Source organism: Pararhizobium sp. P1_E7, assembly GCF_056405855.1.
Window position 1 is genome coordinate 1 of the sequence record NZ_JBFUBH010000001.1, and the last position, 23,851, is coordinate 23,851.

Consider the following 23,851-nt stretch of genomic DNA (forward strand, 5'->3'; position numbering starts at 1 on the left):
CGAAAGCAGCCTAAATGCGATATTCGGCTCCGCCGAATACGCAGATCAAGGCGACAAGTCCTTCGGACTTGCACCGGCGCGATTTTGCTGACGCAAAACGCTGATGCGACAATCCTTACGGATTGCACGGATACACAGACGCGACAAATCCTTCGGATTTGCACGGATAACGCGGGGTGGAGCAGCCCGGTAGCTCGTCAGGCTCATAACCTGAAGGCCGCAGGTTCAAATCCTGCCCCCGCAACCAAAATTTACAGGCAATATCAAAGGGCTCCGAGGAAACTCGGAGCCCTTTTTGCGTTCAAAATATCCCGCTAGCACAAAACCGGGGGCGGTTTGACAAGTAGGCATACGGTGAAGGCTGCACATACGGAAAGGGCGGGGAGATAGCGGCAGTATCTTTGACCAAAGGCGCAGGACGCCATTGCCACCTATGACCTGCTGGTGACCCCTGATCGGGGCGGCATTGAGCGCCGTTGCGGTTGCGGCATTCGCCGATCAGACAATTATTTCGCAGGTTGTCGATGCGATGTTTCGAGTTTCGGAGATTGATCCGCCTATCGCATGATCTGCAAGGGAAGCTCGGTGCTCTTCTTCAGAGTGCGCAGGACGATACTTGACCTCACGGACGCCAGCCCGCCGGCGACCTTGATCATCCGTTCCAAGAACGCGCTGAGGTGATCAAGGTCGCTGGCCACTATTTTCATCAGGAAGTCGGCCTCGCCCGTCTGCGAATAACACTCCAGGATTTCCGGAGAGGTTTCGATGAAGCGGTGCAACTGTTCATTGCCTTCCTCCGTATGGGCGCGCAGGCTCACCAATGTATGGGCAACGACGGAAAATCCGAGCTTTTCCGGATTGAGTATGGCCACGACATTCTGAACAAAGCCGTCGCTCCGGAGGCGGTCAAGCCTTCTGGAGCACTGCGCGGCAGACAGGTTGACGAGTTGCGACAGCTCGGCCTGCGTCAGTTCCGCGTTTCTTTGGATTGCCGCAAGGAGCCGGATATCAAACTGGTCAAGTGCCTCCCCTTTGATTCCCATGTCGATTCTCTTGCGTAAATATGGAAAAAACAAAGAATTCCGTGCGCAAGTTTATACGCTTGCGAACGAAAATGCAAGAAATCGCCATCGCCGTGGCGGTATGGTGACGTCATATCCTACAAGCGAGGTGGACGATGTTCAACAAACTCAAAGAGCAGCCAGCCGATAGCCTTCTGGCGCTTATCAAGGCGTTTCACGCTGACCCACGTCAAGCCAAGATCGACCTCGGTGTCGGTGTCTATCGTGACCAACAGGGCAAGACGCCGGTTATGCGCGCCGTCAAGAAGGCGGAAAAGTTTTTGCTCGAAACGCAGGACAGCAAACGCTACCTCGGCCCAGAAGGCGATTTGACTTTCGTGAATTTGCTCAAGCCGATTATTTTCGGCGCCACGAACAACTTGCTTGATTGTATCGTCGGCATTCAGACGCCTGGCGGAAGCGGCGCCTTGCGGCTTGGCGCTGAATTGATCGCGGCTGCCAATCCGAATACTCAGGTCTGGTTGGGGACGCCGAGCTGGCCTAACCATGCGCCGATCTTTGGATCCGCCCGGCTGGACGTCAAGGACTACCGGTTCGTCGATCTGGCGACGCAGAAGATCGATTTCGATCGCGTTGTCGAGGCGCTGTCATTGGCGAATGCGGGGGATATCGTTCTTCTCCATGGCTGCTGCCATAACCCCACGGGAATCGATTTTACCACTGAGCAATGGAATCAGATCACGGCGCTGCTGGTTGAACGCGCGCTCATTCCGTTCATCGACCTCGCCTATCAGGGGCTAGGCGATGGTCTTGAGCAAGACGCAGAGCCGACACGCCTTGTTCTCAATGCTGTCGACGAAGCCATGGTCGCCTATTCCTGTGATAAGAATTTCGGACTTTATCGCGAACGGGTCGGCGCTCTTTATCTCATGAGCCGGAATTCCAGGGAACTTCAGGTTGCCGAGAGCAACCTGGCGTCCTTGGCTCGTGTCAACTGGTCGATGCCGCCTGATCACGGCGCGGCAATCGTTCGCGCCATTCTGGAGAGCGCGGAGTTGACGGAAGTGTGGAAGGCTGAGCTTCAGGAAATGTGCTCTCGCGTCAACGGAAATCGCGCCGCACTCGCTGCGGCGCATGCTGATCTTGCATTTATCGCCAAGCAGCGTGGTCTGTTCTCGAACCTGGCCATTTCAAAGGAAACCGCCGCGGCGCTGCGATTGAAGCACGGGATCTACATGGCGGATTCGGGCCGCATGAACCTTGCGGGAATGCAGCCCGACGACGCCGACGCCATCGTGACGTCTCTTCACGCAGAAGGCGCGTTGAACGCGCGGTCCGCTGCCTGATCTCATTCCAGATTCAAAGCCAGATTCAAAGTTGGACAAGTGATGACGAAAATGGAAACCACGGGTCAGGCCATTGCCCGCTCCCTGATCGAAAACGGCATTGATACGGTATTCGGCATTCCCGGCGCCCACATGTATGATTTCAATGACGCTCTCTACGAAAAGCGCGACGAACTCCGTTTCATCCACACCCGCCACGAACAGGGTGCCGGCTACATGGCTTACGGCTATGCCCAGTCAACCGGTCGGATCGGCGCCTATACAGTCGTCCCCGGTCCCGGCGTCTTGAACTCCGGCGCTGCTCTGTGCACGGCTTACGGCTCCAATTCGCCGGTTCTCTGCCTGACGGGCAATATCATGTCTCACTTGATCGGCCAGGGGCGAGGGCAGCTTCACGAACTGCCTGACCAACTGGCGACCATGCGGGGGATCACCAAGGTTGCCGAGCGTATCGATCACCAATCCCAGAGCGGAACGGTGATGGCCGAGGTTATCGGCAAGATGCTTTCCGGACGGCGCGGGCCGGGCGCCGTGGAAGCGCCATGGGATGTCTTCGGCATGGCGGGACCGGAACTGGATCTTCCGCAGACCAGACCTGCTCCCGCCCCGCAGGTCAATCCAGAGCAGATCAAGGCAGCCGCCGCCATCCTCGCAAATGCAAGGAACCCGCTTATCATGGTCGGCGGAGGCGCCGTGGAGGCTGGCGATGAGGTGGCTCTGCTGGCAAAAGTCCTCAACGCGCCGGTCACATCACACCGTTCAGGCAAGGGCGTCGTCAGCGACGATCATCCCAACTATCTCAATTTGGTGGCTGCCTTCGATTATTGGAAGGATACAGACGTCCTGATCGGTATCGGTAGCCGCCTTGAACTTGAATACATGCGCTGGCGGTGGTTGCCGAAGGGACTGAAGGTCATTCGCATCGACATCGACCCGACCGAGATGGTCCGGCTGAAGCCGGACGCCGGTGTGGTTGCCGACGCGAGGGCAGGGACCAAGGCTCTGATCGACGTTCTGACGCCGACGACCGCTGCCGACAGGACGACCGAGTTTGCAGAACTCAACCGCAAGGCCAGGGAGCGTTTTTCGGCTGTGCAGCCGCAGGTCGATTATCTCAACGCGATCCGTGAGGCCCTTCCCAGAGACGGCTTTTTCGTCGAGGAAGTCAGTCAGATAGGTTTCACTGCTCGATTTGCGTTCCCGGTTTACGGCCCAAGACAATATGTCACGTGCGGCTACCAGGACAATCTCGGCTTTGGCTTCAATACCGCGCTTGGCGTCAAAGTCGGCAATCCCGACAAGGCCGTCGTATCCGTGTCCGGCGACGGCGGGTTCATGTTCGGTGTCCAGGAGCTGGCGACCGCCGTTCAACACAATATCGCGGTTGTAGCGATCGTCTTCAACAACAGTGCCTACGGTAACGTCCTGCGCGACCAGAAGCAGACCTATTCAGGTCGCTACATTGGTTCCGAACTGACCAACCCGGACTTCGTGAAGCTGGGTGATAGCTTCGGCGTCAAGACATTCCGTGCCACATCGCCAGACGAACTCAAGTCGCTGATTATCGAGGCGTTGGTTCTTAATGCTCCCGTCTTTATCGAGGTGCCGATCGAGAAGGGTTCGGAGGCGAGCCCGTGGCCCTTCCTCCATCCAGCGCCGCCTGCCGTGTAGGCGCTGGGCGTGACGCGCCGCGCAGCTCAAGATCGCATTGGATAACCGATCCTTGTATTGAAAAGCTCCTGTCGAAGACCCCGTTCCAAGTCTCCGAGAAATCAGAAAGGCTATTTATGTCCAAAGATGACCTACCCCTGAAACTTGATAGAATTGAGAGCTATCATGCCCATGTCTATTTCGACGGCTCCGAGCAGCGCGAGACTGCGGAATTGTTGCGGGAGGAGATAGCCGAACGTTTCTCCGTTCTCCTCGGTCGCTGGCATGATCGACCGGTCGGACCACACGCGCTGGCAATGTATCAGGTGGCCTTCTTGCCCGTCGAGTTCGCCCATCTTGTGCCCTGGCTCATGGTCAACCGGCGCGGTCTGACCATACTGATCCATCCCAACACGGGAGAGCCCAAGTCTGACCATCTTGAACGTGCGCTTTGGCTGGGCGCGGTATTGGAAATCGATTCCGCACCATTATCCGACCATGAAGATTCAGAGGTGGAGATTGTCCCTAATACCCATCCGACGGTCAGCCCATAATCAATCCATAGCGCGACCCAGGTCGGGCACTAGCGAACAATGACGGTCGAAAGCGTGAATTTTGCCAGACGCGTTCAAGCGACAGTAACTAAATCGCAGTCTTAGCCCGAAAATAATGGCTCAGGCGTTTCGGCGCCAATTGCCGGGTGTCACGCCGACGATATTTGAGAAAACGCGGGTGAAATGGCTTTGATCCGCAAAGCCGCAGGCGATGGCGACCTCGGCAAGCGGTGCGTTCGAGGCCCGAAGCAACTCTCGGGCGCGATTTATCCGTTCGCTGAGAAGCCACTGATATGGTGTCATCCCGGTCGTTTCCCGAAACGCACGAATGAAATACCCGCGAGACAGATTGCAAGCCTGCGCAACGTCCAGGATCGAGATGTCGCCTTCGAGGTTTTCGAGAAGGATATTTTTCGCCAGATCCTCATGTGAGCGCGAAAGGATTCGTGTTCGGCTGGCGATCACAGCCGGCCGGCCGCCGTAGCGTTGGACCAGATAGGTGCCGATCGCTGTCGCCATCTGATCGACGAGACGCTCTCTGTCGTCCATCTCAGCCATTCCTATGAAAATGGAGACCATCCGGTCTTCCTTCCGCCGGACAATGCCTTTCTGGTCATGCTCTATCTCGTCGATGTCGACCACTTTGACATCTGGCCGGACCGACCGCCGGCACCTTTAAAGAGGTATCCCAAGGGCTCGATCTGCCTGATCAATCTGAAGGATGGTGCTGCAATTTCGGTTCGCGGTCAATTCGAAGCGCTCGCCTTTTATATCCCGCGCACGCATCTTGCCGAGCTCGCGGAGGAAGCAGCAGAACCCTATGTCGATGACCTGGTGACCTGTCGCGGGATTGACGATCACGTCATTCGCAATCTTGGGTCAGCCCTGATGCCGATGTTCGACATGCCGGACGAGGTGAGGGACACGCTGCTTCCGCATGTCGGGCTGGCGTTCAATGCTCACCTCGCGCATCGTTACGGACGGTCGCCTGCCCAGAGCCTTTCGGCTACCGGGCGGCTATCTCCCACGCAGGAAAAGCGCATCAAGATGTACATAGCTGCGAACCTATCGGGCGACAAACCGCTCGATGACATCGCCGAAGCGACCGGTTTTTCGGTGGATGAGCTTTGCTCCGGCTTTGTGGAGACGACTGGGCAATCCGTTCTCGAATGGATTTCGGCATGTCGCATCGACAGGGCCAAGTCACACCTGAGCAGGACCGGCGAACCCATCGCCCGAGTGGCCGAAGCGTGCGGTTTTTCGGACGAAAAGACGTTCATCGAAGACTTTACGAGGGCGGCAGGGGTCACCCCATTCGAGTGGCGCTCACGCAACCGGCATTAACACGCTTTGCGGTCGAGCAGCGCTGCGGCAATGCCATACCTGGATGGTCGTTTCAAAGGTGACCGGGTGCGGCTGGTATACGCCGCACCCGGATTGACAGGTTCAGCCTTTGATGAAGGCAAGCAGGTCGGCGTTCAGAACATCGGCATTGACGGTCAGCATGCCGTGCGAGAAGCCGGGATAGGTCTTCAGCGTGCCGTTCTTCAAAAGCTTGATGGCCTTGTGCGCGGAGTCTGCGATCGGCACGATCTGGTCGTCCTCACCATGCAGGATCAGCGTCGGTACACTGATCGACTTTAAGTCCTCGGTCTGGTCGGTTTCCGAAAAGGCCTTGATGCCGTCATAGTGGGCCTTTGCGCCGCCCATCATGCCCTGACGCCACCAATTCTGAATGACCCCTTCATGTACGGTCGCACCTTCGCGGTTGAAACCGTAGAACGGCCCAGCCGGAACATCGCGGAAGAACTGCGCGCGATTGGCGGCGAGTGCTGAACGGAAACCGTCGAAGACTTCGATCGGCAGGCCTTCCGGATTGGCGGCAGTCTTCAGCATCAAAGGCGGTACCGCTGAAACGAGAACAGCCTTTGCGACACGGCCGGCCGGTTCGCCGTGCTTGGCTACATAACGCGCAACTTCGCCACCGCCTGTCGAGTGACCAATATGGACGGCATTCTTCAGGTCGAGCGCCTCGACGACGGCAAAGGCGTCGGCGGCGTAGTGGTCCATGTCGTGACCGTCGGAGACCTGAGCAGAGCGGCCGTGACCGCGGCGATCGTGGGCAACGACGCGGTAACCCTTTGCAAGGAAGAACAGCATTTGCGCATCCCAGTCGTCAGACGAGAGCGGCCAGCCGTGATGAAACACGATCGGCTGTGCGTCCTTCGGACCCCAGTCCTTGTAGAAGATTTCGGTTCCGTCTGCGGTGGTGACAAAGCCCATGGTATTTTCTCCTGTGTTTGCCTGGGTGATGGTTCCAGCGGATGCTGCGAAGGTTGAACGGATCGGAAGCGCGAGGCCGGCGGCGAATACAGCGCCGGCACGAAGGGCGTCACGACGGCTGATGGGGAAAGATATTTCGGTCATGTGGCTCCTTGATACTCCGATGTGGTTGTTTTGCCGTGTGTTGCGATTGTCTGTGCAGGGACAATGGACCGGGGAGACACTGCGGACAATTACAATAAAAGTTCCTAGTTAATTGCGAATTTTGCAATATTGGAGGCAGGTGCACTGCCCCTGATGCATCAGGTCGCCCTGCCGGGGTTGTTGATCGACAGCAGGTGGCGCACGACAGGCCTTTCCTGACCCGTATGAAACGCCAGGACCTTGGCCTGCAGGTCGGCGTCGGCGTTTGAGACCCGCCTGTGCTGACGCAGATGCTCCGCCCAGGATTCGACCATGAACCATTCCGTGATCTTTTCGGGATCGGCGGAATCTTCGGTTACGCCCCAGCCATAGGCACCGTCGCGACGACGCTCCGCGGACATGTCGTTGAGAGCATGCAGGAACTCCGTGCGGTTGTGCGTGGCGACGTGGTAGTCGATCAGGATCAACACGGGGCCACGGTCGTTCGCCACAGGCGCAGCCACGAGCGGTTCGGGCCAATGATTGGACGGCACCAGATCGGCCTCGCCGGACGGAAGCTTGATTCGGTGCATGATGAAGCCTGCGATGAAAAGGCCAGCGGCGCCGATCAGCAACGTGCCGGGTACGCCCACTGCTTCACCAACGGTACCCCAGCCAAGGCTACCGGCCGTCATCGCTCCATTGAACACCGTCAGATAGACAGCAAGGCCGCGCCCCCGTACCCAGTTCGGCAGGACAGCCTGCGCTGCGCCATTCAGGGTGGTCAGCGCCGTGATCCACGCCGCGCCGAGAAAAAGCAGAACGACGACTGCAAACCACTGCGGCGGAGAAAGGGAAAGAGCGGCCATGACGATTGATGTCACGATCGCCGACCCCAAAAGGAGGCCGTCGGAATCGAAACGCTCGCGCAACCGCGGCATGATGAGCGCGCCCCCGATTGCGCCAGCACCGACCGAACCGAGCAGAATTCCGTAGAAGCCTGCATCGCCGCCGAGAAGTTGGCGCGCAACCAGCGGAAGAAGCGCCCAAACCGCGCTGGCAAAGGCAAAGAAGATTGCCGCCCGCAGCAGCACGACATGCAGCGGCTTGCTTGCACGCGTGTATCGCAATCCGGCCCGAAATCCGCCGAAGAAACTTTCCGACAGTTCGTCGTTGGCATTCTTGGCACGCGGCCACCAGACGAGCGCCGCGATGACAAGGATGTAGCTCGCCACGTCCGCCCCGTAGGTGACGGCGGCTCCGAAGGCGGCGAGCAATAGGCCACCAGCCGCCGGGCCGATGGAACGTGCAATATTGATTCCGAGCGAATTCAAGGCGACAGCGCCTTTCACGTCTTCGCGCGGTACCAGTTCCGGAACGATTGCCTGCCATGTCGGCCCCATCAGGGCCGCGCCGATACCGCCCAGGAACGTCAGCCCAATCAGTGCGCTGACCGACAACATGCCCATGTAGGACAGTGTCATCAGCGATATGCTGACGCAGGTGAGCAGAAGCTGAATGGCAATCAGGAATTTGCGTCGATCGAGGATGTCCGAAAGAACCCCCGCCGGGATCGCCAGCAGGAAGATCGGCAGCGTAGCGGCTGCCTGCACCATGGCGACGGCTGCGGGTGCGGCCGAGAGATCAGTCATCAGCCAGGAGCTGGCCACGTCGCGCATGAAGCTGCCCGTGTTTCCCAAAACCGTCGCTGTCCACAACACTGCGAAAACAGGCTGGCGGAGCGCCGCGAAACTACCGCCTGCGGTTTTTGTGGCACTCATCTGCTCGCTTCCTTGGCGATATCGATGCCTGCGACGATCACGAACGCACCGGCGAGGCCTAGATGTTCGAAGAAGGCGTTGGTCGCCATCATTCGCTCCATGCCCAAGGGCATTTCCCAGAACCGGAGGGCGATGAAGGTCGCGAGAAGTGTGAAGGCGGCAAGCGCCAAAGCGCCGAGCCAACGCAGGAAACCGGACAGGATCATGGCGGACGCCGCCAGTTCGAACGCGATGACGGCGACCGCGAAGAATGCGGTTGGATGAAGGCCGAAATGCTCCATCTCGGCAATCGCACCGGGGAAATCGAAGAGCTTGGTGAGCGGCCCCTGAATATAGGCCGCACAGAGAGCGAGGAGTGCTGCGAAACGGACCACGGGCGCATTGACGAGCAATGCAAGGCTCCTCTGGATACTGGTCTTCGATATCATGATCGTCTCCTCACACGGCCCAGCAGGCGCAACCGAGCGCACCGAAGAAGCCCTTCAGATCGGCGATCGGCAGCTTCGATGTCCAGGCTCCGGCGTGGTCGTGGCCATGAACAGTGCAGGAATTTGCGCAGCCGCAGCTCGAGATCGCGGTTCGGCGCAATGAGTTCTTGCCTGCGCCCTGCGGCTCGCCCCAGGCCGCATAGCCGCCGAATGCGCGCACGGGGGACCAATCGGGCATGGCGGGAGGTACGTCGTTCTCGTCGAGCGACCTGAAGTCGCCCGCACCGTAGACGATCTTGCCGCCGACCATGGTCAGGTCCGACGTCAGGAAGGAAATCTCACCCTCGGAGCAGGTGAAGAAGTCCTTGTCCGGCACGACCAGATCGGCAAACTGACCCTTTTCGATCCGGCCCTTCTTGCCTTCCTCATTGGAGAACCAGGTAACCTTTTCGGTCCACATGCGCAGCGCGGTCTCGCGGTCGAGGCAGTTGGCGCGTGGATAGAGCTGCATGCCGCCGACCGTCTTGCCAGTGACCATCCAGGAAAGCGAGACCCAAGGATTATAGGAGGCAACGCGGGTCGCATCTGTGCCGGCAGAGACGTTGACGCCCTTCTCAAGCATGCGCTTGATCGGCGGCGTCGCCTCGGCAACGCCATGACCATAACGCTCGACAAAATATTCGCCCTGATAAGCCATGCGATGCTGGGTCGCGATGCCACCGCCGAGCGCTGCGATCCGGTCGATCGAACGGTCCGAAATTGTCTCGGCGTGGTCGAAGAACCAGTTCAGGCCCTCGAGCGGGATATCCTTGTTGACCTTCTCGAAGACGTCGAGGGATCGGCTGATGGTTTCGTCATAGGTGGCATGCATGCGCCAGGGCCAGCGGTTTTCGGCCAGGACTCGAACCACCTCTTCAAGTTCGCCTTCCATCTCCGGAGCCAGCTCGGGCCGCGGTTGACGGAAGTCTTCGAAGTCCGCGGCGGAAAACACGAGCATTTCGCCTGCGCCATTGTGGCGGAAGTAGTCGTTGCCCTGCTTGTATTTGACCGACTGCGTCCAGTTGAGGAAGTCCTGCTTCTCTTCCTTCGGCTTCTGCGTGAACAGGTTGTAGGCCAGGCGTACCGTGAGCTGATTTTCGTCCGAGAGCTTCTGGATAACGGCGTAGTCGTCCGGATAGTTCTGGAAGCCGCCGCCCGCATCGATGACCCCGGTGACGCCCAGCCGGTTGAGCTCCCGCATAAAGTGGCGGGTGGAATTGATCTGATATTCGAAAGGAAGCTTCGGCCCCTTGGCGAGAGTCGAATAAAGAATGCCGGCGTTCGGCTTGGCGAGCAGCAACCCTGTCGGATTGCCGTTGGCATCGCGGATGATCTCGCCGCCGTGTGGGTTCGGGGTGTCCTTCGTATAGCCGACAGCGCGAAGGGCAGCACCGTTGAGCAGCGCGCGGTCGTAGAGGTGCAACAGGAAGACAGGCGTATCGGGCGCGACCGCATTGATCTCGTCGATCGTCGGCAGGCGCTTCTCGGCGAACTGGTGTTCGGTGAATCCACCGACGACGCGGACCCATTGTGGGGCAGGCGTGATCGCGACCTGGCGCCTCAGCATGTCCATCGCATCGGCGAGCGAGCGGACGCCGTCCCAGCGGAGCTCCATGTTGAAGTTAAGGCCGCCGCGCACGACGTGGGTGTGGTTGTCGATCAAGCCAGGCAGGGCGCGCTTGCCCTTGAGATCGACGATCTTCGTGTCGGGTCCAGCGAGTGCCATGACTTCGCTGTCTGTGCCCACCTCCATGAAGAGACCGTCCTTGACGGCGATCGCAGTGGCGTTCGGATTTGCGCGATCAAGCGTCGTGATCAATCCGTTGTAAAGGACGATGTCTGCGTGCATGGAAGCGGCTCCGGTTTTGACGGGATCGGCGGCATCGGCCGATGAAAACAGATTCGAAAAGGCGAGGCTCGATGCTGCGCCCAGGAATGTGCGGCGTGTCGTCATCAGCTTTTCTCCGATGTCGGATCTTCCCGGGAAGGCGTCACATCGACAACTTTCAGTCCGCCTTTTGGTAGGTGACCGAACATGTGCGGTTTTACCTGATGATACCATGAAAGGGCAGCAGGCTCGCGAGCCCAGATGCTTTTTGCCAGCGGCAGGAGCTGCTCGCCGACAAGGATGCCGAGTAGTCCGATAAGAGCGACGACGGGCGGTGCGGGCGAGCGGACATTGAGCAGGCTGTAGACCACGCCCACCAGCAGGCCGGCACCGAGTGACAGGAGATAGAGTTTCATGGGGGGACCTCGCGTGGTGAAAAAAAACACTCCGGCAGGAAGCAACCTGCCGGAGTGGTTGGCGTTTACTTGGCAGGGTTCGGGCCGATCCGTTTGCCGTGCTTGACCCGCTCGGCGCCGCCGTGGACATGTGTAACGGCATAATCGATGCCCATGCCGTAAGCGCCGGAATGCTCCTTCACCAAGGAAGTGACGGCGTCGTAGGTTTCCTTGCGGGCCCAGTCGCGCTGCCATTCGAGCAGGACCTGCTGCCAGGTGACAGGAACAACACCAGCCTGGACCATGCGGTCCATGGCGTATTTGTGTGCATCGACCGACGTGCCGCCGGAAGCATCGGCGACCATGTAGATCTCGTAGTCGGTGTCGTTCATGCAGGAGAGCGCGAAGGTGGTGTTGCAGACCTCGGTCCACAGACCTGCGACCACGATCTTCTTGCGGCCGTCGGCGGCATTCTTGGCAAGCGCATCGCGGACGTTCTGATCGTCCCAGGAGTTCATCGAGGTGCGCTCGAGGATGTCGTTCTCGGGAACGACGGCGAGCAGTTCAGGAAAGGTGTTGCCCGAGAAAGAGTCGGTCTCGACAGTTGTAATCGTGGTCGGGATTTTGAAGATTTTGGCAGCCTTGGCGAGGCCAACGACGTTGTTCTTCAAGACCTGGCGGTCGATCGACTGGACGCCGAAAGCCATCTGCGGCTGCTGGTCGATGAAGATGATCTGGCTGTTCTGTGGGGTGAGAACCTGAAGCTTGTTGGACATGTCGTGTTTCCTTCTCGTTGGGTTGAAGATAGGCAATGGAGCAGGGAAGGCTGCGCGTCTTGAACGTTCGGACGCTGGTTTGTTTGAAAGCAATGTTGAACGACGTCAGGCGGCGAGCGGCGTGAGCCCGGCTTCGATCTGATCGCGGAAAGGCTCGTAGCGGGCCGGCAGTTTGAGAACCTCGCCGAGATGCGCCGTGTCCTCATCGCGGTCGAAACCGGGTTCGTTGGTCGCGATTTCGAACAGCACGCCGCCGGGAGTGCGGAAGTAGATCGCCCAGAAGTAGTCGCGGTCGATCACCGGGGTGACCTGGTAGCCCGTATCCATCAGCGCCTTTCGGACTTCGAGCTGCTTGGCGCGGTTTTCGACAGCGAAGGCGATGTGATGAACTGAACCAGCGCCCTGCCTCGCGAGAGGCACCTTTGGAGCCGCCTCAAGGTCGATGGTGTCGGCGCCGTTTCCGCCTGGGATCGTAAAGCGGGTGACATCGCCTTCGGTCTCGGTGCGCTGGTAGCCCATGAACCCCAGCAGTTCAGAGGTGGCGGCGGTGTCATGCAGGCGGAACTTTGCCCCGGAAAAGCCCCGGATGGCGACATCGTCGGCAATGCCGGCTCCGTTCCAAGCCTTGCGGGCATCGCCCTCTGCTTCGATCAGTGCGAACCCTTCGCCGTCTGGCCCATTGAACCGAAGGCGATTTGCACCAAAGGCAGTGTCGGCTTGCAGGTTGCTGACGCTCTTTGCTGTCAGGCGATCCTGCCAGAAGGGAAGGGAGCCTTTCGGGACTGCGAACTGCGTCTCGCCCACTTCTCCAATGCCTGGGCGGCCGCGCATCACGTCAGGGAACGGGAAGTAGGTCATGACAGAGCCGGGGGTGCCAACCTCATCGCCGTAGTAGAGGTGGTAGACGTTCGGATCGTCGAAGTTCACGGTCTTCTTGACGCGGCGCAGTCCAAGGGTGTCGGTGAAAAACGTGTTGTTTTGACGAGCATCAGAAGCCATCGAGGTGATGTGATGCAGTCCTTTGATATCCTTGATCATGATGCTTGCCCTTCCGTGGCTGACTTCGTTTGTCTGGTGTGATTAGAAATCTACGTCAGTTGATCAATGATCGGAATTGCAATAAAACTTGTGAATGAATTGCGCTGGATGAAATAATAAAATGAACGACTACAAGGCCCTCCGAACGTTTCTGCTGGCTGCCGAAAAACGAAACTTCGCCCAGGTCGCACGCGAGCTGGACATGACGCCCGCAGCCGTTACGCGAGCGATTGCCGCCCTGGAGGAAGACCTTGGCGTGCAGCTCTTTGTCCGAACGACGCGTCAGGTCTCGCTCACCACCGACGGCGCGATCTTTGCCGCCCAGATTCAACCCGCTGTACAAGCGCTCGAAAATGCCCGCACAGATGTGATGAACACCCACAAGGCTGATCACGGTCGGCTGCGGATCAGCGCGCCGACCTGGTTCGGCCAGCAAATCCTGCCACCTATCCTGTCGGGCTTCAGGGAGCGCTTTCCGAAGATCAGCTTTGAAATCTCCTTGGCGGACAGTCTCGTCAACATCATTGACGATGACTACGATCTGGCGATCCGCATCTCCTCAGCACCATCGGACAAGTTCACGATCTGGCGTAAGATCAGCGTCGTTCACCGTATTCTCGTTGCAGCGCCAGGTAGTCGTTTTGCGGGCATGCAGCATCCGAACGAACTGACCCCTGATGATTGCCTGGCATACAGCGGCGAAAGCAAGCGGGAGACCTGGTCATTGTCGGACGGCAGCGGTAGCGCCACGATATCGGCGGGTCGAGCGTTCAGTGCAAATAGCGGAGGCGTTCTGGCCGATATGGCTGCTGAAGGCGCCGGGGTGGCCATGCTCCCGAGGTTTGATGTGGCCGAGCATCTGCGCACGGGAAAGCTGGTCCATGTCCTGCAAAGCTGGTCGCCGCCGGACTTGTGGCTGACACTCTATTATCCACCATACCAGGCGCTGCCACCGCGCATTGCCTCGTTCTCCAAATTCTTCGAACAGCAAGTGCCGGCGTTTATGACGACGATGGAATGACCTTTGCCGTCATGAAGCGGACTCCTGCGCTTTTATAAAAGTCTCCGAAGACAATATTATAGCATCCCGGGCGCAGGCTTTGCAAAAGGGTTTAACCGCGTCCCATCGGGCCGCCAGTTCTATCGATTTCAAGTCGGTCACTATTCTCATCTGGCGAACCGGCTCCCCTCGCCAGGACGGCGACGGGACCCGGAATCGCTATCATCGTAAGGCCTCGGGTTCTTCGCGTTTGGCGAAGGCAAGTGTCGCTGGTCGTGACCCAGGGTCTCAGGTCACCGGGGTTATGAAGTTGCGGGATGAGTGCCTGGAGGGGCGATCGCCGGAGATGGGTTCCGCAGGCCGCTACGCCAGCAGGACGAGGTGAATGTCCGTGACATTCGAGACCGTATCACCGACGAACAGCAGATCACCGGACGCCGCCAGCGCCGGCGACGGGTCGCCGCTCGCTACCTGCAGCGCAGGATCGAATCCGAGTTGCCGCATCCAGGCACACGAGCCAGCATCGACGACTGCCCCGGCAGATTTGCCGGATCCGCAACGTCCCGCCGTGTTGCCGCTCAATAGCACCCACGGACGGCCGACCGGCTTGCGCTCGGCCAAAAGCGCAAAGCGCAGCGCGAACTCCTGATTGCGGCCGCTGGACGCTATCCGTCCGCAAACCAGCGCAACAGGACCGTTGCCTGCGTCTGTTTCACACACGTTGCGATGGAGTTCCGCGACCGCTCTTGCGATGTCATCATCGAGCCAGCTTTGCCCGACGAGCGGCGTGCCGTGGCAAGCCATTGCCCGGTCGGCCGCTGCTTTCAGACTTGCGCCGTTGCTGCCGATGACGAGATTCTCGACGTTTTCTGCAAAGCGCGTTGCGCCTGAACCCGAGCGGTTCCTGATATATTCAACAATCGCCGGATCGATAACATCCATCAGGCCGTATTTGGCTATCACGGCAAGCGCTGCCACGCGCTGATCGGCCAGTCTGGCCGCCGGGCCATTCGCAATCGCCAAAAGGTCGTCGCCCGAAGCTTCAGAAAGGATCAGGGAAAGAACCTTCGCCCGCGACATTCGCTGCACGAGGCCGCCATTGCTGAACCTTGAGACCGCATTTCGGACCGTCACGATCTCCTTCATGTCGGCGCCCGCGCGATGAAGCATGTCCTGGAGCCTGGCTTTCGAGCCCGGCTCGATGCCCGGCACCGGTGCGCAGAGCATTGCAGGCCCACCGGCACTCACCAGCAAGAGAACCAGATCCGCAAGCGTCGCCTTGGAAACCGCCTCTTCGATCTGCAATGCGGCCTGAATGCCGGCACCATGATCGACAGTCAGGGCGCGCGCGCCATCGCATGGATCGTCGCCGCAAACCACCACGACCGTTGAGGCTGCCTTCTGACCGACAACGTCGATTGCGGCTTCCGCCATCAGGCGCGCCGCGCCCCCGATGGCGACAATCACGACCCGTCGCGCCTCGTCGAGTGTCGCCTGCTTGCGCCTCAAGGCCACGGTGACCGCGCGCGCTGGTTCCACGGCCTCGACGCCCGCGAGGAATATAGCCCTGGCGTCGGCGCGCATCTTCAGCATCAGGCGAGATGAATGGGTCAAGGCTTCCATCGGCAATCCCTTCTGCGCGGTCGGGCGCGGTGTGCGTCGAGGAAACAGACCCGAAGCGGCCACGAAATCGCGGCCGCGAGCCCAGGATTCTGCCTCTACGCGGATTTGCGGTGCGAGTGCCGCATCACAATGGAGCCTTCGTCTTTCGGCTGAAACACCCCGACGGGTACAAACGATGTTCAAACGGGTAGGTCTCGGCCTACCCGAATGCTTCATTCAGTTTCGGTGTTTGAGCTCTGCAAAATGAACACGGACGGCCATGGTCCGGTTTTTGACCGCCAGCTTCTGATACAGGTTCTTGAGATGGAATTTGATCGTGTTTTCGGAGATCCCCTCCTTTGCCGCGATCTGGCGGTTTGACCACCCTTGCGCGAGCATCAGCAGGAGTTCCCGTTCGCGCACCGTCAGCCGTGCCAGCGGAGAGCGGGCTGCACGCGCCAGATCGATCGAGGGAACGCAAATGTGTCCATCGGCGACGGCAGCAAGCGTATTGAAGAGAACGGAAATGTCTTCGAACTGAAAACAAAAGCCGCGCGCTCCAAGCCGGACTGCCAGCTTGACAAGCTCAATGTTATGCTCCGCACTGAAGATTGTGATCCGAGCGGCAGCCTTGCATTCACGCAATCTTACCAGCAGCTCAGTCGCATCCATGTCCGCGAGGCGCCAGCCGACGATCGCGACGTCGAACTGCGCGCGTGACGCAGTCTCCAGAACCGAGTTTCCATCCTTTGTCGCGCCAACAAGAACAAAACGATCGTCGGCAGCGATTTTCTCAGCCAACGCCGATGCGACAATTGGATTCCGCTCGGCCAGCAAAACCCTGATTGGCTGACAATCGCGCGCGCCCGGCAACGCCGAAGCCACAGCGTGCTCCTTCAACAGGGCTTCGCTGCTGCTCATATCGACGGTGCCGGCCTTCTCCCGCTGTCGGTCAGGGGGGCGTGGGCCGGCCCTTCTCATGCGGACAAGACCTGCTGCCAGGAGACACACGCCTGTGGCCCCCAAGCGGTGGCTTGTTGATGCCTTCGTCGCGCCACTATAGCGATCCGCATCTGTTGGGGCGCGCATCCGTAGTTTTCCCGGTACGTCTTTGAGAAATGCGAGGCGGACACGAACCCGCACGCGATCGCTATATCGATGATCGGACGCGACGAGTTGATCAGAAGCAGGTGCGCACGTTCCAGTCGCATCTCGAGATAATAACGGCCCGGCGTCCGACCCATCTCGCGAAGGAACAGTCGCTCGATCTGCCGTCGTGAAAGCCCGGTTGCCGGAGCGAGTTTGGTGAGTGTCAGCGGTTCGGCTACGTTGGCCTCCATCTGCTCGATGATCTTGATCAGCGCAGCGTGATCGATCCCGACTCTTGCCTGCAGCGGCAGGCGTTGTCGTTCGCCTGCCTCCCTGAGGCGTTCAGAAAGCGCGACTTCGCAAATCCGGTTTGCAACACTCAGTCCACAATCATCCTCGATGACCCTCATGAACATGTCGAACGGCGCGTTGCCGCCCGCGCAGGTATGGACATCCCCGTCGATCTCGAACGCCGTCTGATTGGCATCGACCTTCGAGAATTCCTCCGAGAAATGAGGGAAATGCTCCCAGTGCACCGCACATCGACGGCCGTCAAGAAGACCGCTACGCGCCAGCACATAGGTGCCGCTTGCGAGCCCGGCGGGCGCGACGTGGCGGCGACGGCACTCCCTGAGCCAGGCTTCGAGCGGCCTGCAGGCGCCAGGCGCCCGGTTGCCGCCGCATACGACAACCATGTCAGGTGCCAATGGTCCTCCAAGACATTTCCGTTCACTGGCAATTGACGCATCTGCCGCCACGCGCGTTCCGCAACTGGAAACGACGGACTCACCGTTCAAGGAAACGACACGCCATTGGTATATGCGCGAGCCGGCGACCTCGTTCGCCAGGCGAAGGACCTCGATAGCCGACGAAAAGACATGCAGCGCAAAATCCTCGACCAAATAGAAGCTGAACCGGCGTTCCTCCGCACTCATCCGCTGCATAACCCGCGCTCCTTGCCCTGGTGGCCGTAAAGTTCGTGCTGCTCAAGCCCGTCACCGCCCGCCCGCATGCACGGGCCGCGTTTGCGCGGGGCAGCACGCAACTGAGTGCGGCAGGCAGCGGGCGACTTTGGCACGGCACCGCAGGAGAATGCAAAAAAATAACACAAAATGCAACAAAATAAAACAATGTGGCGAAGGTTCGTAGTGTGGGGGCGCTCAGCGCGCCAAGGCTTCCGCTGCGGAGACCATCTGCAGCAGCCAGTCCTGGAATGCCGAAACCTTCGGCATTTTCGCCTTTTGCGCCGAGGTCACGAACCAATACCCGCCGGCACTCTGAAGCCGTTCCCTGAAAGGAGCGACGAGCAGACCGGCGCGCAACTCCCGCTCGATCAGCGTCGAGCGTCCGAGCATGATGCCCTTGCCTTCGATCGCCGCGCGGATCGCCATGATCGATTGATCGAAGGCAGAACCCGCAGTGGTGTCGATACCCGCGATGCCGGCGTGGGCGAGCCAGGCCTCCCAGTCTTCCGCATAGCCCGGCACATGCAGGAGATCGCTGCCGCACAGCGTACCGGCGGTCGAGAGTTCGGCGGCAACTTCCGGCGCGCAAACCGGAAAGATCTCGTCGCGCATCAGCAAGACTGCATCCTGCCTCGGCCAGTTGCCCCAGCCATAGCGGATCTCGACATCCACCTTGTTCTGCCCTTGATCAAGCGCCGTCAGCCTGAGATCGACGTTGGGATGCGAGGCACGGAAAAGATCGAGTCTTGGGGCAATCCATTGGCTGGCAAAGGATGTCGGCACGTGCACAACAAGCACGTCGCGCGCGCGCCGGCCGTTGAACTTCTGCGTCGCTTCCTCAATCAGCGCGAAGGCGCGTCCCAGGTCCTCAGCGTATCGGCGACCCGGCCCCGTGAGCCTGACGCCATTGGCATGACGGTCGAACAGGTCCTTCGCAAGACGCTGTTCCAGGGCGCGGATATGCTGGCTGATCGCCGATGGCGTCACATGGAGCTCGGCGGCCGCGGCCGCAAAGCTGCCGAGCCGGGCGGCGGCTTCGAAGGCTCGGAGCCAGTTCAGGGGAAGGCGTTCGGCAGGCATGGCACCATTAGATTTTCTTGCTCTAACCCAAAGGTATTCGCGTTTGCTCGACAGAACAAGGGGCATGTAGCCTCACCTCCAATCGATCAAGGTTCCGTTGGGGAGGCGCTGATATGGATATGTTTTCGACCTATTGTCCGGGGAAGGGGCTGCCGCGCGAGTTCTATCTGAGCGAGCAGGTCTTTGCAGCCGAGCAGCAGAAGATCTTCCGCAGCAACTGGTTCTTTGCCGGACACTCGGTCGAGTTGCCGAAGCCCCGGGATTATATCACGCTCGATGTCGGCGGTGCGCCGGTCGTCGTCGTGCGGGACGGCAACGGCAAAGTGCACGCCCATCACAATGTCTGCCGGCACCGCGGCTCGATCATCTGCACCAAAGAAAAGGGCACGGCTGCGCGCCTCGTCTGTCCCTACCACTCCTGGTCATACGCCCATGACGGCGCGCTGATCGGCGCACCGATGATGGGCGACGATTTCGACAAGAGCGCGCACGGGTTGAAGCCGGTTCATGCCGAGCAATTGGACGGACTGATCTTCGTCAATCTCTCCCAGACGCCTTCGCCGTTCCACGAGTTGCGCGATCACCTTTCGCCAATCCTGAAATCCCAGGGCATCGCCCGCGCGAAGATAGCGCTCATCCGCGACTATCATCTCGACGTGAACTGGAAGATCGTCGTCGAGAACAACCGCGAGTGCTACCATTGTGAGGCAAACCATCGGGGCTATGTTTCGGTTCAGTACGACACCGAAAACGACAATCCAGCGCTCAAGGACGAGATCGCCGCGCGCCTTGCCGACTGTTCGATCCGTTGGGAAAAGGCGGGCCTCGACGTCGCCCGGGTCAACACTTCGTCGAACAACACCGCCGAGTGGTTTCGCGCCAACCGCACGCCGGTGCGCAGGGGCATGGTCACCGAAAGCCCGGACGGCCAGCTGGTGTGCAACGTGCTGATGGCCGGTTTCACCGATCCCGACATGGGGACGGCCCGCGCCAACACGAACATCAATTTCTGGTGCCATGCCAACTCCGACTATGCCCATACGGTGCGCATCACGCCGGTCTCGCCGACGAAGACGATCGTGCGCGGCTACTGGCTTGTCGATGAGGCGGCCGTTGAGGGCCGCGACTATGATCCCGAAAAGGTCGCGGCCTTCCATGACCAGGTGATGTCGGAGGACTGGGAGATCTGCCGCCGGCAATGGATCGGCGTGACCTCGCCCGGCTTCGAACCCGGTCCCTATTCCCCAACCAAAGAGCAGAACGTCGATCGCTACATTCGCTGGTATGCCCAGCGGATGAGCACCTGATCCTGTCAAATTGGTGCCAGCCATGCCCTCCGAGCCGGAAATCCTGCTTCAAGTCACCGATATCAAGGGGCTGACCGCCCGAGCTTCGGCCTACAGGTTAGTCTCGCCCTCTGGTGAGCGCCTTCCGGCCTGGGACGCGGGCGCTCATCTCAACTTCCACCTCCCAAGCGGACACTTGCGTTGTTACTCGCTGTGTGGCGACCCCGCCCGGACGTCCGAATATTGGGTCGCCGTCCAGCGCGAAGAGCAGGGCCAGGGCGGGTCACTGGAGGTGGCCAGAACATTCACGCACGGGGCCCTGGTGCGCGCCGACCGCCCGCGCAACGGTTTTGCGCTGGCCGAAGATGCCCAACGTCATCTCCTGATCGCCGCCGGAATCGGTGTCACCCCAATCATCGCTATGATCCATCATTTGCGGCAGGCCGGGACAGACTACTTCGCCCATGTCTGTGCACGCTCTCTCGAAGAAACAGCGTTCTGCACATTCATTCTCGACGAAATCGCCGCTGGCCACGCAGCGCTCCATCACGACGGCAACGATCCCGCCCGTCGCCCGGACATGACCGCAATGGTCGGCAAGGCTGCCGCCGGAACGCATGTCTATGCCTGCGGCCCGCCAGGGTTCCTCAAGGCCTTTGGCAAGGCGACCGAAAGCTGGCCGCCTCATCAGATTCATGTCGAGTCCTTCGGGCCGAACGAGCGCTTGGCCGACAGTGACCAGGCATTCGAAGTCGAGATCGCCTCGAGCAGGGAGGTCATCATAGTACCGGCCGACAAGACGTTGCTCGCCGCACTGGCGGAGCGTGGGCATGGGATTGCGACGAGCTGCCGGCAGGGAATCTGCGGCTCCTGCATGGTCCGCTACATCGACGGCATTCCTGACCATCGGGACGAAGCGCTCTCCGATGTCGAGCGGCAGGATTATCTCACGGTCTGCTGCTCCCGGGCGCGCTCGTCAAGACTCGTCCTCGACCTCTAAGAAGATCGCGTTGCGCCGGCAAGAGGCCGCTTCAACGGGCAAGCAAACAATCTCGCTTTCGAAAGCCCCAACCGGAAAGGCCGAAAATGTCCAGCAAAGTTCCCTCGCACGCCCGTATCGTCATCGTCGGCGGCGGCGCCATCGGCACCAGCATTGCCTATCATCTCGCCAAGGCCGGAGAGAAGGATGTGCTTCTCCTCGAAAAAACCGCGCTGACCGCAGGGTCCACCTGGCATGCCGCCGGACTGATGGGGCAGCTGCGCAGCAAGGTGAACCTCACCCGTCTGATGCAGTACAGCGCCGACCTCTGCGCCCGGATCGGCGCCGAGACCGGCCAAGACGTCGGCTGGAAGAACGTTGGCAGCCTCAGGCTTGCCGCATCCGATGCCCGCTGGGAGGAATTGAAACGCGCCCACACCGCCGCCAAAAGTTACGGCTTCGACATGGAACTGATCGGCCCCGACGAGATCAGGCGGCTGTTTCCGCTCGTCGATACCAAGGGGCTGCGCGGTGCGACCTGGATAGCCTCGGACGGCCATGTCGATCCGTATTCGCTCACCCATGCCTATGCCAAGGGTGCACGCGCCGGCGGCGTGCGCATCGTCGAGGGCGTCACCGTCACCGGCTTCGCCATCAAGGACCGCCGCATCACCGCCGTAAAGACGAGCGAAGGCGAGATCGGTTGCGAGATCGTCGTCAATGCCGCGGGCCTCTGGGCACGTCAGCTCGGCGAGCTCGCGGGCATCGACCTGCCGATCACGGTGGTTGAGCACGAATACTTCGTTACCGAGAAGTCACCCCTGGTACCGGACGATCTACCGACGCTGCGCGACCCCGACGCCAATTTTTACGTCAAGCCGGAGCCGGGCGCGATGGTGATCGGTGGCTGGGAGAAGGAGACGCGCGCCGCCTACGGCCTCGGCAAATTACCGATGAGCTTCGGCCAGGAACTGTTCACCGATGACCTCGAGCGCATCGCCGAGGTGATCGAAGGTGCGTCGAACCGCATTCCGATCTTAAGCGAACTCGGCGTGCGTGCCGTGGTCAACGGCCCGATCCCAATCTCCGCCGATGGCGAGCCGGTGATGGGTCTTGCCGGCGATTTCGAGAACTTCTTCGTTGCCTGCGGTTTCACGTCCGGAATCGCAGCCTCAGGCGGTGCCGGGCGCGCCATGGCGAACTGGATCATCGAGGGCGACCCGGGCATGGATCTCTGGGCTTTCGACCTGCGCCGCTTCGGCCAGCCGCACGGCGGGCTTGCCTATCTGCGCGACAGCGCCATCGAGGCCTATTCGAAATATTACGCCGTCGCCTGGCCTGAAGAGGAACGCTCGGCCTGCCGGCCGCTGCGCCGCTCGCCACTCTACGAGACCCTGACGGGCAGGGGCGCCATCAACGGCGTGAAGTTCGGATGGGAACGACCCAACTATTTCCTGAAAACCGGCGAAGCAAAACCGCCGCTCGAAACCTTCGAGCGCGCACCCTATGCCGAGGTCATCGGCCGCGAGCACAGGACAGTGCGCGAGGGTGTGGCGCTGGTCGACCAGTCGTCCTTCTCCAAGTTCGAGGTGACAGGCCGAGGCGCTCTTCGCTACCTGCAATGGCTGGCGGCCGCCAATGTCGATCGCAGCGAAACTGCCGTGATCTATACGCAACTCCTCAACAAGCGTGGCGGCATCGAGGCCGACCTTACCATCATGCGGCGGCGCGAGGATCAATTCCATGTCGTGACCGGCTCGGCCTTCGGCACACGCGACGGCGGCTGGATCCGCCGCCACATGCCGCGCGACGGTTCGGTTCAGGTGCAGGAGGTGACCGGTGCCTACGGGGTCATCAACCTTTGCGGCCCGCTTTCGCGCGACGTCCTTGCCAAGGTGAGCGAGGACGATGTCGGCAACAACGCCTTCCCCTATATGACCTGTCGCAACATTCGCATCGGCTGGGCACCGGTCATGGCTGCGCGCGTTACCTATGTCGGCGAGCTCGGCTGGGAACTGCATGTGCCGGTCGAATACATGGCCTACGTCTACGAGCTGTTGAAAGAGGCAGGCGCCGCGTTCAACATCGCCGACGTCGGCTACAAGGCAATCTCCAGTCTGCGCATGGAAAAACGCTACCTCTATTGGGGCGCCGACATCACCCCCGACGATACGCCGCTGGAGGCCGGCCTCGGCTTTGCTGTGTCGATGAAGAAGGGCGATTTCCAGGGCCGCGATGCGCTCGTCGCCCAGAAGGAGCGCGGCATCGCCCGCAAACTCGCCTGTTTCCGGCTCGATGAACCCCTTCCGGTCTATGGCGGTGAAGCGATGGTGGCGAACGGCCGCGTCGTTGGCATGACCACCAGCGGCGATTTCGGTCACAGCGTCGGCGCTTCGCTCGTATTCGGTTATCTCAAGGGCGAGGACATCGGGCTTCGCGAAATCGAGGTCGAGGCCTTCGGCCGCCGTAGCAGGGCAAGGGTCGTAGAGGGCTGCGCTTACGATCCTTCCGGCGAGCGCATCCGCATCTAACGTCGATGCAAAGGGACCTGTTGCCACAAATTGCAACATCACCTTGCCCTGAGCGA

Annotated in this window: 20 protein-coding genes, 1 tRNA gene and 1 pseudogene; 9 read left to right on the top strand and 13 right to left on the bottom strand. The window is 60.2% G+C overall.

The annotated features are described in order from the left end of the window. Nucleotides 1-170: 170 nt before the first annotated feature. Nucleotides 171-247: transfer RNA gene (locus AC1D17_RS00005), tRNA-Met, on the top strand. Nucleotides 248-557: 310 nt separating this feature from the next. On the opposite strand, the gene AC1D17_RS00010 is transcribed toward AC1D17_RS00005, so the two are convergent. Beyond that, a complete protein-coding gene (locus tag AC1D17_RS00010) occupies nucleotides 558-1,043 on the bottom strand; it encodes an Lrp/AsnC family transcriptional regulator (protein ID WP_477563832.1) in 486 nt (161 codons plus the stop codon). Nucleotides 1,044-1,177: 134 nt separating this feature from the next. Here AC1D17_RS00010 and AC1D17_RS00015 point away from each other — a divergent pair, with 134 nt between their 5' ends. From AC1D17_RS00015 to AC1D17_RS00025, 3 genes are all read left to right on the top strand, one after another. After that, entirely contained in the window at nucleotides 1,178-2,368 is a 1,191-nt protein-coding gene (locus tag AC1D17_RS00015) for an amino acid aminotransferase (RefSeq protein ID WP_477563389.1), read from the top strand. Nucleotides 2,369-2,410: 42 nt separating this feature from the next. Then, nucleotides 2,411-4,039, top strand: a complete 1,629-nt coding sequence (locus tag AC1D17_RS00020) for a thiamine pyrophosphate-dependent enzyme (RefSeq protein WP_477563390.1) — start codon at nucleotides 2,411-2,413, stop codon at nucleotides 4,037-4,039. 116 nt (nucleotides 4,040-4,155) lie between these two features. Then, a complete protein-coding gene (locus AC1D17_RS00025; RefSeq protein WP_477563391.1) occupies nucleotides 4,156-4,572 on the top strand; it encodes a DOPA 4,5-dioxygenase family protein in 417 nt (138 codons plus the stop codon). A 120-nt stretch (nucleotides 4,573-4,692) separates the two neighbouring features. On the opposite strand, the pseudogene AC1D17_RS00030 reads toward AC1D17_RS00025, so the two are convergent. Then, nucleotides 4,693-5,100: pseudogene (locus AC1D17_RS00030) on the bottom strand (AraC family transcriptional regulator); the annotation flags it as partial. On the opposite strand from AC1D17_RS00030, the gene AC1D17_RS00035 reads away from it, so the two are divergent. Further along, entirely contained in the window at nucleotides 5,059-5,916 is an 858-nt protein-coding gene (locus AC1D17_RS00035; RefSeq protein ID WP_477563392.1) for a helix-turn-helix transcriptional regulator, read from the top strand. The pseudogene AC1D17_RS00030 and the gene AC1D17_RS00035 overlap by 42 nt on opposite strands. Nucleotides 5,917-6,018: 102 nt before the next feature. Here AC1D17_RS00035 and AC1D17_RS00040 read toward each other — a convergent pair whose 3' ends face one another. The 7 genes from AC1D17_RS00040 to AC1D17_RS00070 all read right to left on the bottom strand — a co-directional run bounded on the left by AC1D17_RS00040 (nucleotide 6,019) and on the right by AC1D17_RS00070 (nucleotide 13,263). Then, on the bottom strand, nucleotides 6,019-6,855 hold the full coding sequence (locus AC1D17_RS00040) for an alpha/beta fold hydrolase (protein ID WP_477563833.1): 837 nt from the start codon (nucleotides 6,853-6,855) through the stop codon (nucleotides 6,019-6,021). Between the two features lie 302 nt (nucleotides 6,856-7,157). Next, nucleotides 7,158-8,759 (bottom strand): MFS transporter, encoded by a 1,602-nt coding sequence (locus tag AC1D17_RS00045; protein ID WP_477563393.1) that lies wholly within the window; start codon nucleotides 8,757-8,759, stop codon nucleotides 7,158-7,160. Next, nucleotides 8,756-9,187, bottom strand: a complete 432-nt coding sequence (locus AC1D17_RS00050) for a DoxX family protein (protein WP_477563394.1) — start codon at nucleotides 9,185-9,187, stop codon at nucleotides 8,756-8,758. Before AC1D17_RS00050 ends, AC1D17_RS00045 begins: the two co-directional genes overlap by 4 nt. Nucleotides 9,188-9,197: 10 nt before the next feature. After that, nucleotides 9,198-11,180 carry an amidohydrolase gene (locus AC1D17_RS00055; protein WP_477563395.1) on the bottom strand — a complete coding sequence of 661 codons (1,983 nt, stop codon included), beginning with the start codon at nucleotides 11,178-11,180 and terminating at the stop codon, nucleotides 9,198-9,200. Continuing rightward, entirely contained in the window at nucleotides 11,180-11,470 is a 291-nt protein-coding gene (locus AC1D17_RS00060) for a XapX domain-containing protein (protein WP_477563396.1), read from the bottom strand. Before AC1D17_RS00060 ends, AC1D17_RS00055 begins: the two co-directional genes overlap by 1 nt. Nucleotides 11,471-11,535: 65 nt before the next feature. Further along, nucleotides 11,536-12,225 (bottom strand): hydrolase, encoded by a 690-nt coding sequence (locus AC1D17_RS00065; protein WP_477563397.1) that lies wholly within the window; start codon nucleotides 12,223-12,225, stop codon nucleotides 11,536-11,538. Nucleotides 12,226-12,330: 105 nt separating this feature from the next. After that, entirely contained in the window at nucleotides 12,331-13,263 is a 933-nt protein-coding gene (locus AC1D17_RS00070) for a ring-cleaving dioxygenase (RefSeq protein ID WP_477563398.1), read from the bottom strand. A gap of 121 nt (nucleotides 13,264-13,384) precedes the next feature. Here AC1D17_RS00070 and AC1D17_RS00075 point away from each other — a divergent pair, with 121 nt between their 5' ends. Continuing rightward, complete coding sequence (locus tag AC1D17_RS00075; protein ID WP_477563399.1) at nucleotides 13,385-14,284, top strand: LysR family transcriptional regulator; 900 nt, start codon at nucleotides 13,385-13,387, stop codon at nucleotides 14,282-14,284. Nucleotides 14,285-14,626: 342 nt separating this feature from the next. Here AC1D17_RS00075 and AC1D17_RS00080 read toward each other — a convergent pair whose 3' ends face one another. From AC1D17_RS00080 to gcvA, 4 genes are all read right to left on the bottom strand, one after another. Next, nucleotides 14,627-15,886: a DUF4147 domain-containing protein gene (locus AC1D17_RS00080; protein WP_477563400.1), complete on the bottom strand. Its 1,260-nt coding sequence runs from the start codon at nucleotides 15,884-15,886 to the stop codon at nucleotides 14,627-14,629. A gap of 216 nt (nucleotides 15,887-16,102) precedes the next feature. Continuing rightward, complete coding sequence (locus tag AC1D17_RS00085) at nucleotides 16,103-16,954, bottom strand: LuxR C-terminal-related transcriptional regulator (RefSeq protein ID WP_477563401.1); 852 nt, start codon at nucleotides 16,952-16,954, stop codon at nucleotides 16,103-16,105. Next, nucleotides 16,843-17,898 carry a GlxA family transcriptional regulator gene (locus AC1D17_RS00090; protein WP_477563402.1) on the bottom strand — a complete coding sequence of 352 codons (1,056 nt, stop codon included), beginning with the start codon at nucleotides 17,896-17,898 and terminating at the stop codon, nucleotides 16,843-16,845. Before AC1D17_RS00090 ends, AC1D17_RS00085 begins: the two co-directional genes overlap by 112 nt. Nucleotides 17,899-18,114: 216 nt before the next feature. Further along, nucleotides 18,115-18,999 carry a transcriptional regulator GcvA gene (gene gcvA / locus AC1D17_RS00095; protein ID WP_477563403.1) on the bottom strand — a complete coding sequence of 295 codons (885 nt, stop codon included), beginning with the start codon at nucleotides 18,997-18,999 and terminating at the stop codon, nucleotides 18,115-18,117. Nucleotides 19,000-19,112: 113 nt separating this feature from the next. Between gcvA and AC1D17_RS00100 the strand changes: the two genes are divergently transcribed. The 3 genes from AC1D17_RS00100 (at nucleotide 19,113) to AC1D17_RS00110 (ending at nucleotide 23,795) form a co-directional block, all read left to right on the top strand. After that, nucleotides 19,113-20,306, top strand: a complete 1,194-nt coding sequence (locus AC1D17_RS00100; protein WP_477563404.1) for an aromatic ring-hydroxylating oxygenase subunit alpha — start codon at nucleotides 19,113-19,115, stop codon at nucleotides 20,304-20,306. Nucleotides 20,307-20,328: 22 nt separating this feature from the next. Then, nucleotides 20,329-21,285, top strand: a complete 957-nt coding sequence (locus AC1D17_RS00105) for a PDR/VanB family oxidoreductase (RefSeq protein ID WP_477563405.1) — start codon at nucleotides 20,329-20,331, stop codon at nucleotides 21,283-21,285. An 86-nt stretch (nucleotides 21,286-21,371) separates the two neighbouring features. Beyond that, the gene (locus tag AC1D17_RS00110) at nucleotides 21,372-23,795 is read left to right on the top strand and encodes a GcvT family protein (protein ID WP_477563406.1); all 2,424 of its coding nucleotides are present in this window, start codon (nucleotides 21,372-21,374) and stop codon (nucleotides 23,793-23,795) included. Nucleotides 23,796-23,851 lie beyond the last annotated feature (56 nt).

Coding starts and splice junctions, on each gene's coding strand:
- AC1D17_RS00100 (WP_477563404.1), top strand. CDS start 19,113: ATGGATATGTTTTCGACCTATTGTCCGGGGAAGGGGCTGCCGCGCGAG.
- AC1D17_RS00090 (WP_477563402.1), bottom strand. CDS start 17,898: ATGCAGCGGATGAGTGCGGAGGAACGCCGGTTCAGCTTCTATTTGGTC.
- AC1D17_RS00105 (WP_477563405.1), top strand. CDS start 20,329: ATGCCCTCCGAGCCGGAAATCCTGCTTCAAGTCACCGATATCAAGGGG.
- AC1D17_RS00085 (WP_477563401.1), bottom strand. CDS start 16,954: ATGCGCGCCCCAACAGATGCGGATCGCTATAGTGGCGCGACGAAGGCA.
- AC1D17_RS00045 (WP_477563393.1), bottom strand. CDS start 8,759: ATGAGTGCCACAAAAACCGCAGGCGGTAGTTTCGCGGCGCTCCGCCAG.
- AC1D17_RS00040 (WP_477563833.1), bottom strand. CDS start 6,855: ATGGGCTTTGTCACCACCGCAGACGGAACCGAAATCTTCTACAAGGAC.
- AC1D17_RS00075 (WP_477563399.1), top strand. CDS start 13,385: ATGAACGACTACAAGGCCCTCCGAACGTTTCTGCTGGCTGCCGAAAAA.
- AC1D17_RS00060 (WP_477563396.1), bottom strand. CDS start 11,470: ATGAAACTCTATCTCCTGTCACTCGGTGCCGGCCTGCTGGTGGGCGTG.
- AC1D17_RS00020 (WP_477563390.1), top strand. CDS start 2,411: ATGACGAAAATGGAAACCACGGGTCAGGCCATTGCCCGCTCCCTGATC.
- gcvA (WP_477563403.1), bottom strand. CDS start 18,999: ATGCCTGCCGAACGCCTTCCCCTGAACTGGCTCCGAGCCTTCGAAGCC.
- AC1D17_RS00050 (WP_477563394.1), bottom strand. CDS start 9,187: ATGATATCGAAGACCAGTATCCAGAGGAGCCTTGCATTGCTCGTCAAT.
- AC1D17_RS00070 (WP_477563398.1), bottom strand. CDS start 13,263: ATGATCAAGGATATCAAAGGACTGCATCACATCACCTCGATGGCTTCT.
- AC1D17_RS00110 (WP_477563406.1), top strand. CDS start 21,372: ATGTCCAGCAAAGTTCCCTCGCACGCCCGTATCGTCATCGTCGGCGGC.
- AC1D17_RS00015 (WP_477563389.1), top strand. CDS start 1,178: ATGTTCAACAAACTCAAAGAGCAGCCAGCCGATAGCCTTCTGGCGCTT.
- AC1D17_RS00025 (WP_477563391.1), top strand. CDS start 4,156: ATGTCCAAAGATGACCTACCCCTGAAACTTGATAGAATTGAGAGCTAT.
- AC1D17_RS00055 (WP_477563395.1), bottom strand. CDS start 11,180: ATGACGACACGCCGCACATTCCTGGGCGCAGCATCGAGCCTCGCCTTT.
- AC1D17_RS00080 (WP_477563400.1), bottom strand. CDS start 15,886: ATGGAAGCCTTGACCCATTCATCTCGCCTGATGCTGAAGATGCGCGCC.
- AC1D17_RS00010 (WP_477563832.1), bottom strand. CDS start 1,043: ATGGGAATCAAAGGGGAGGCACTTGACCAGTTTGATATCCGGCTCCTT.
- AC1D17_RS00065 (WP_477563397.1), bottom strand. CDS start 12,225: ATGTCCAACAAGCTTCAGGTTCTCACCCCACAGAACAGCCAGATCATC.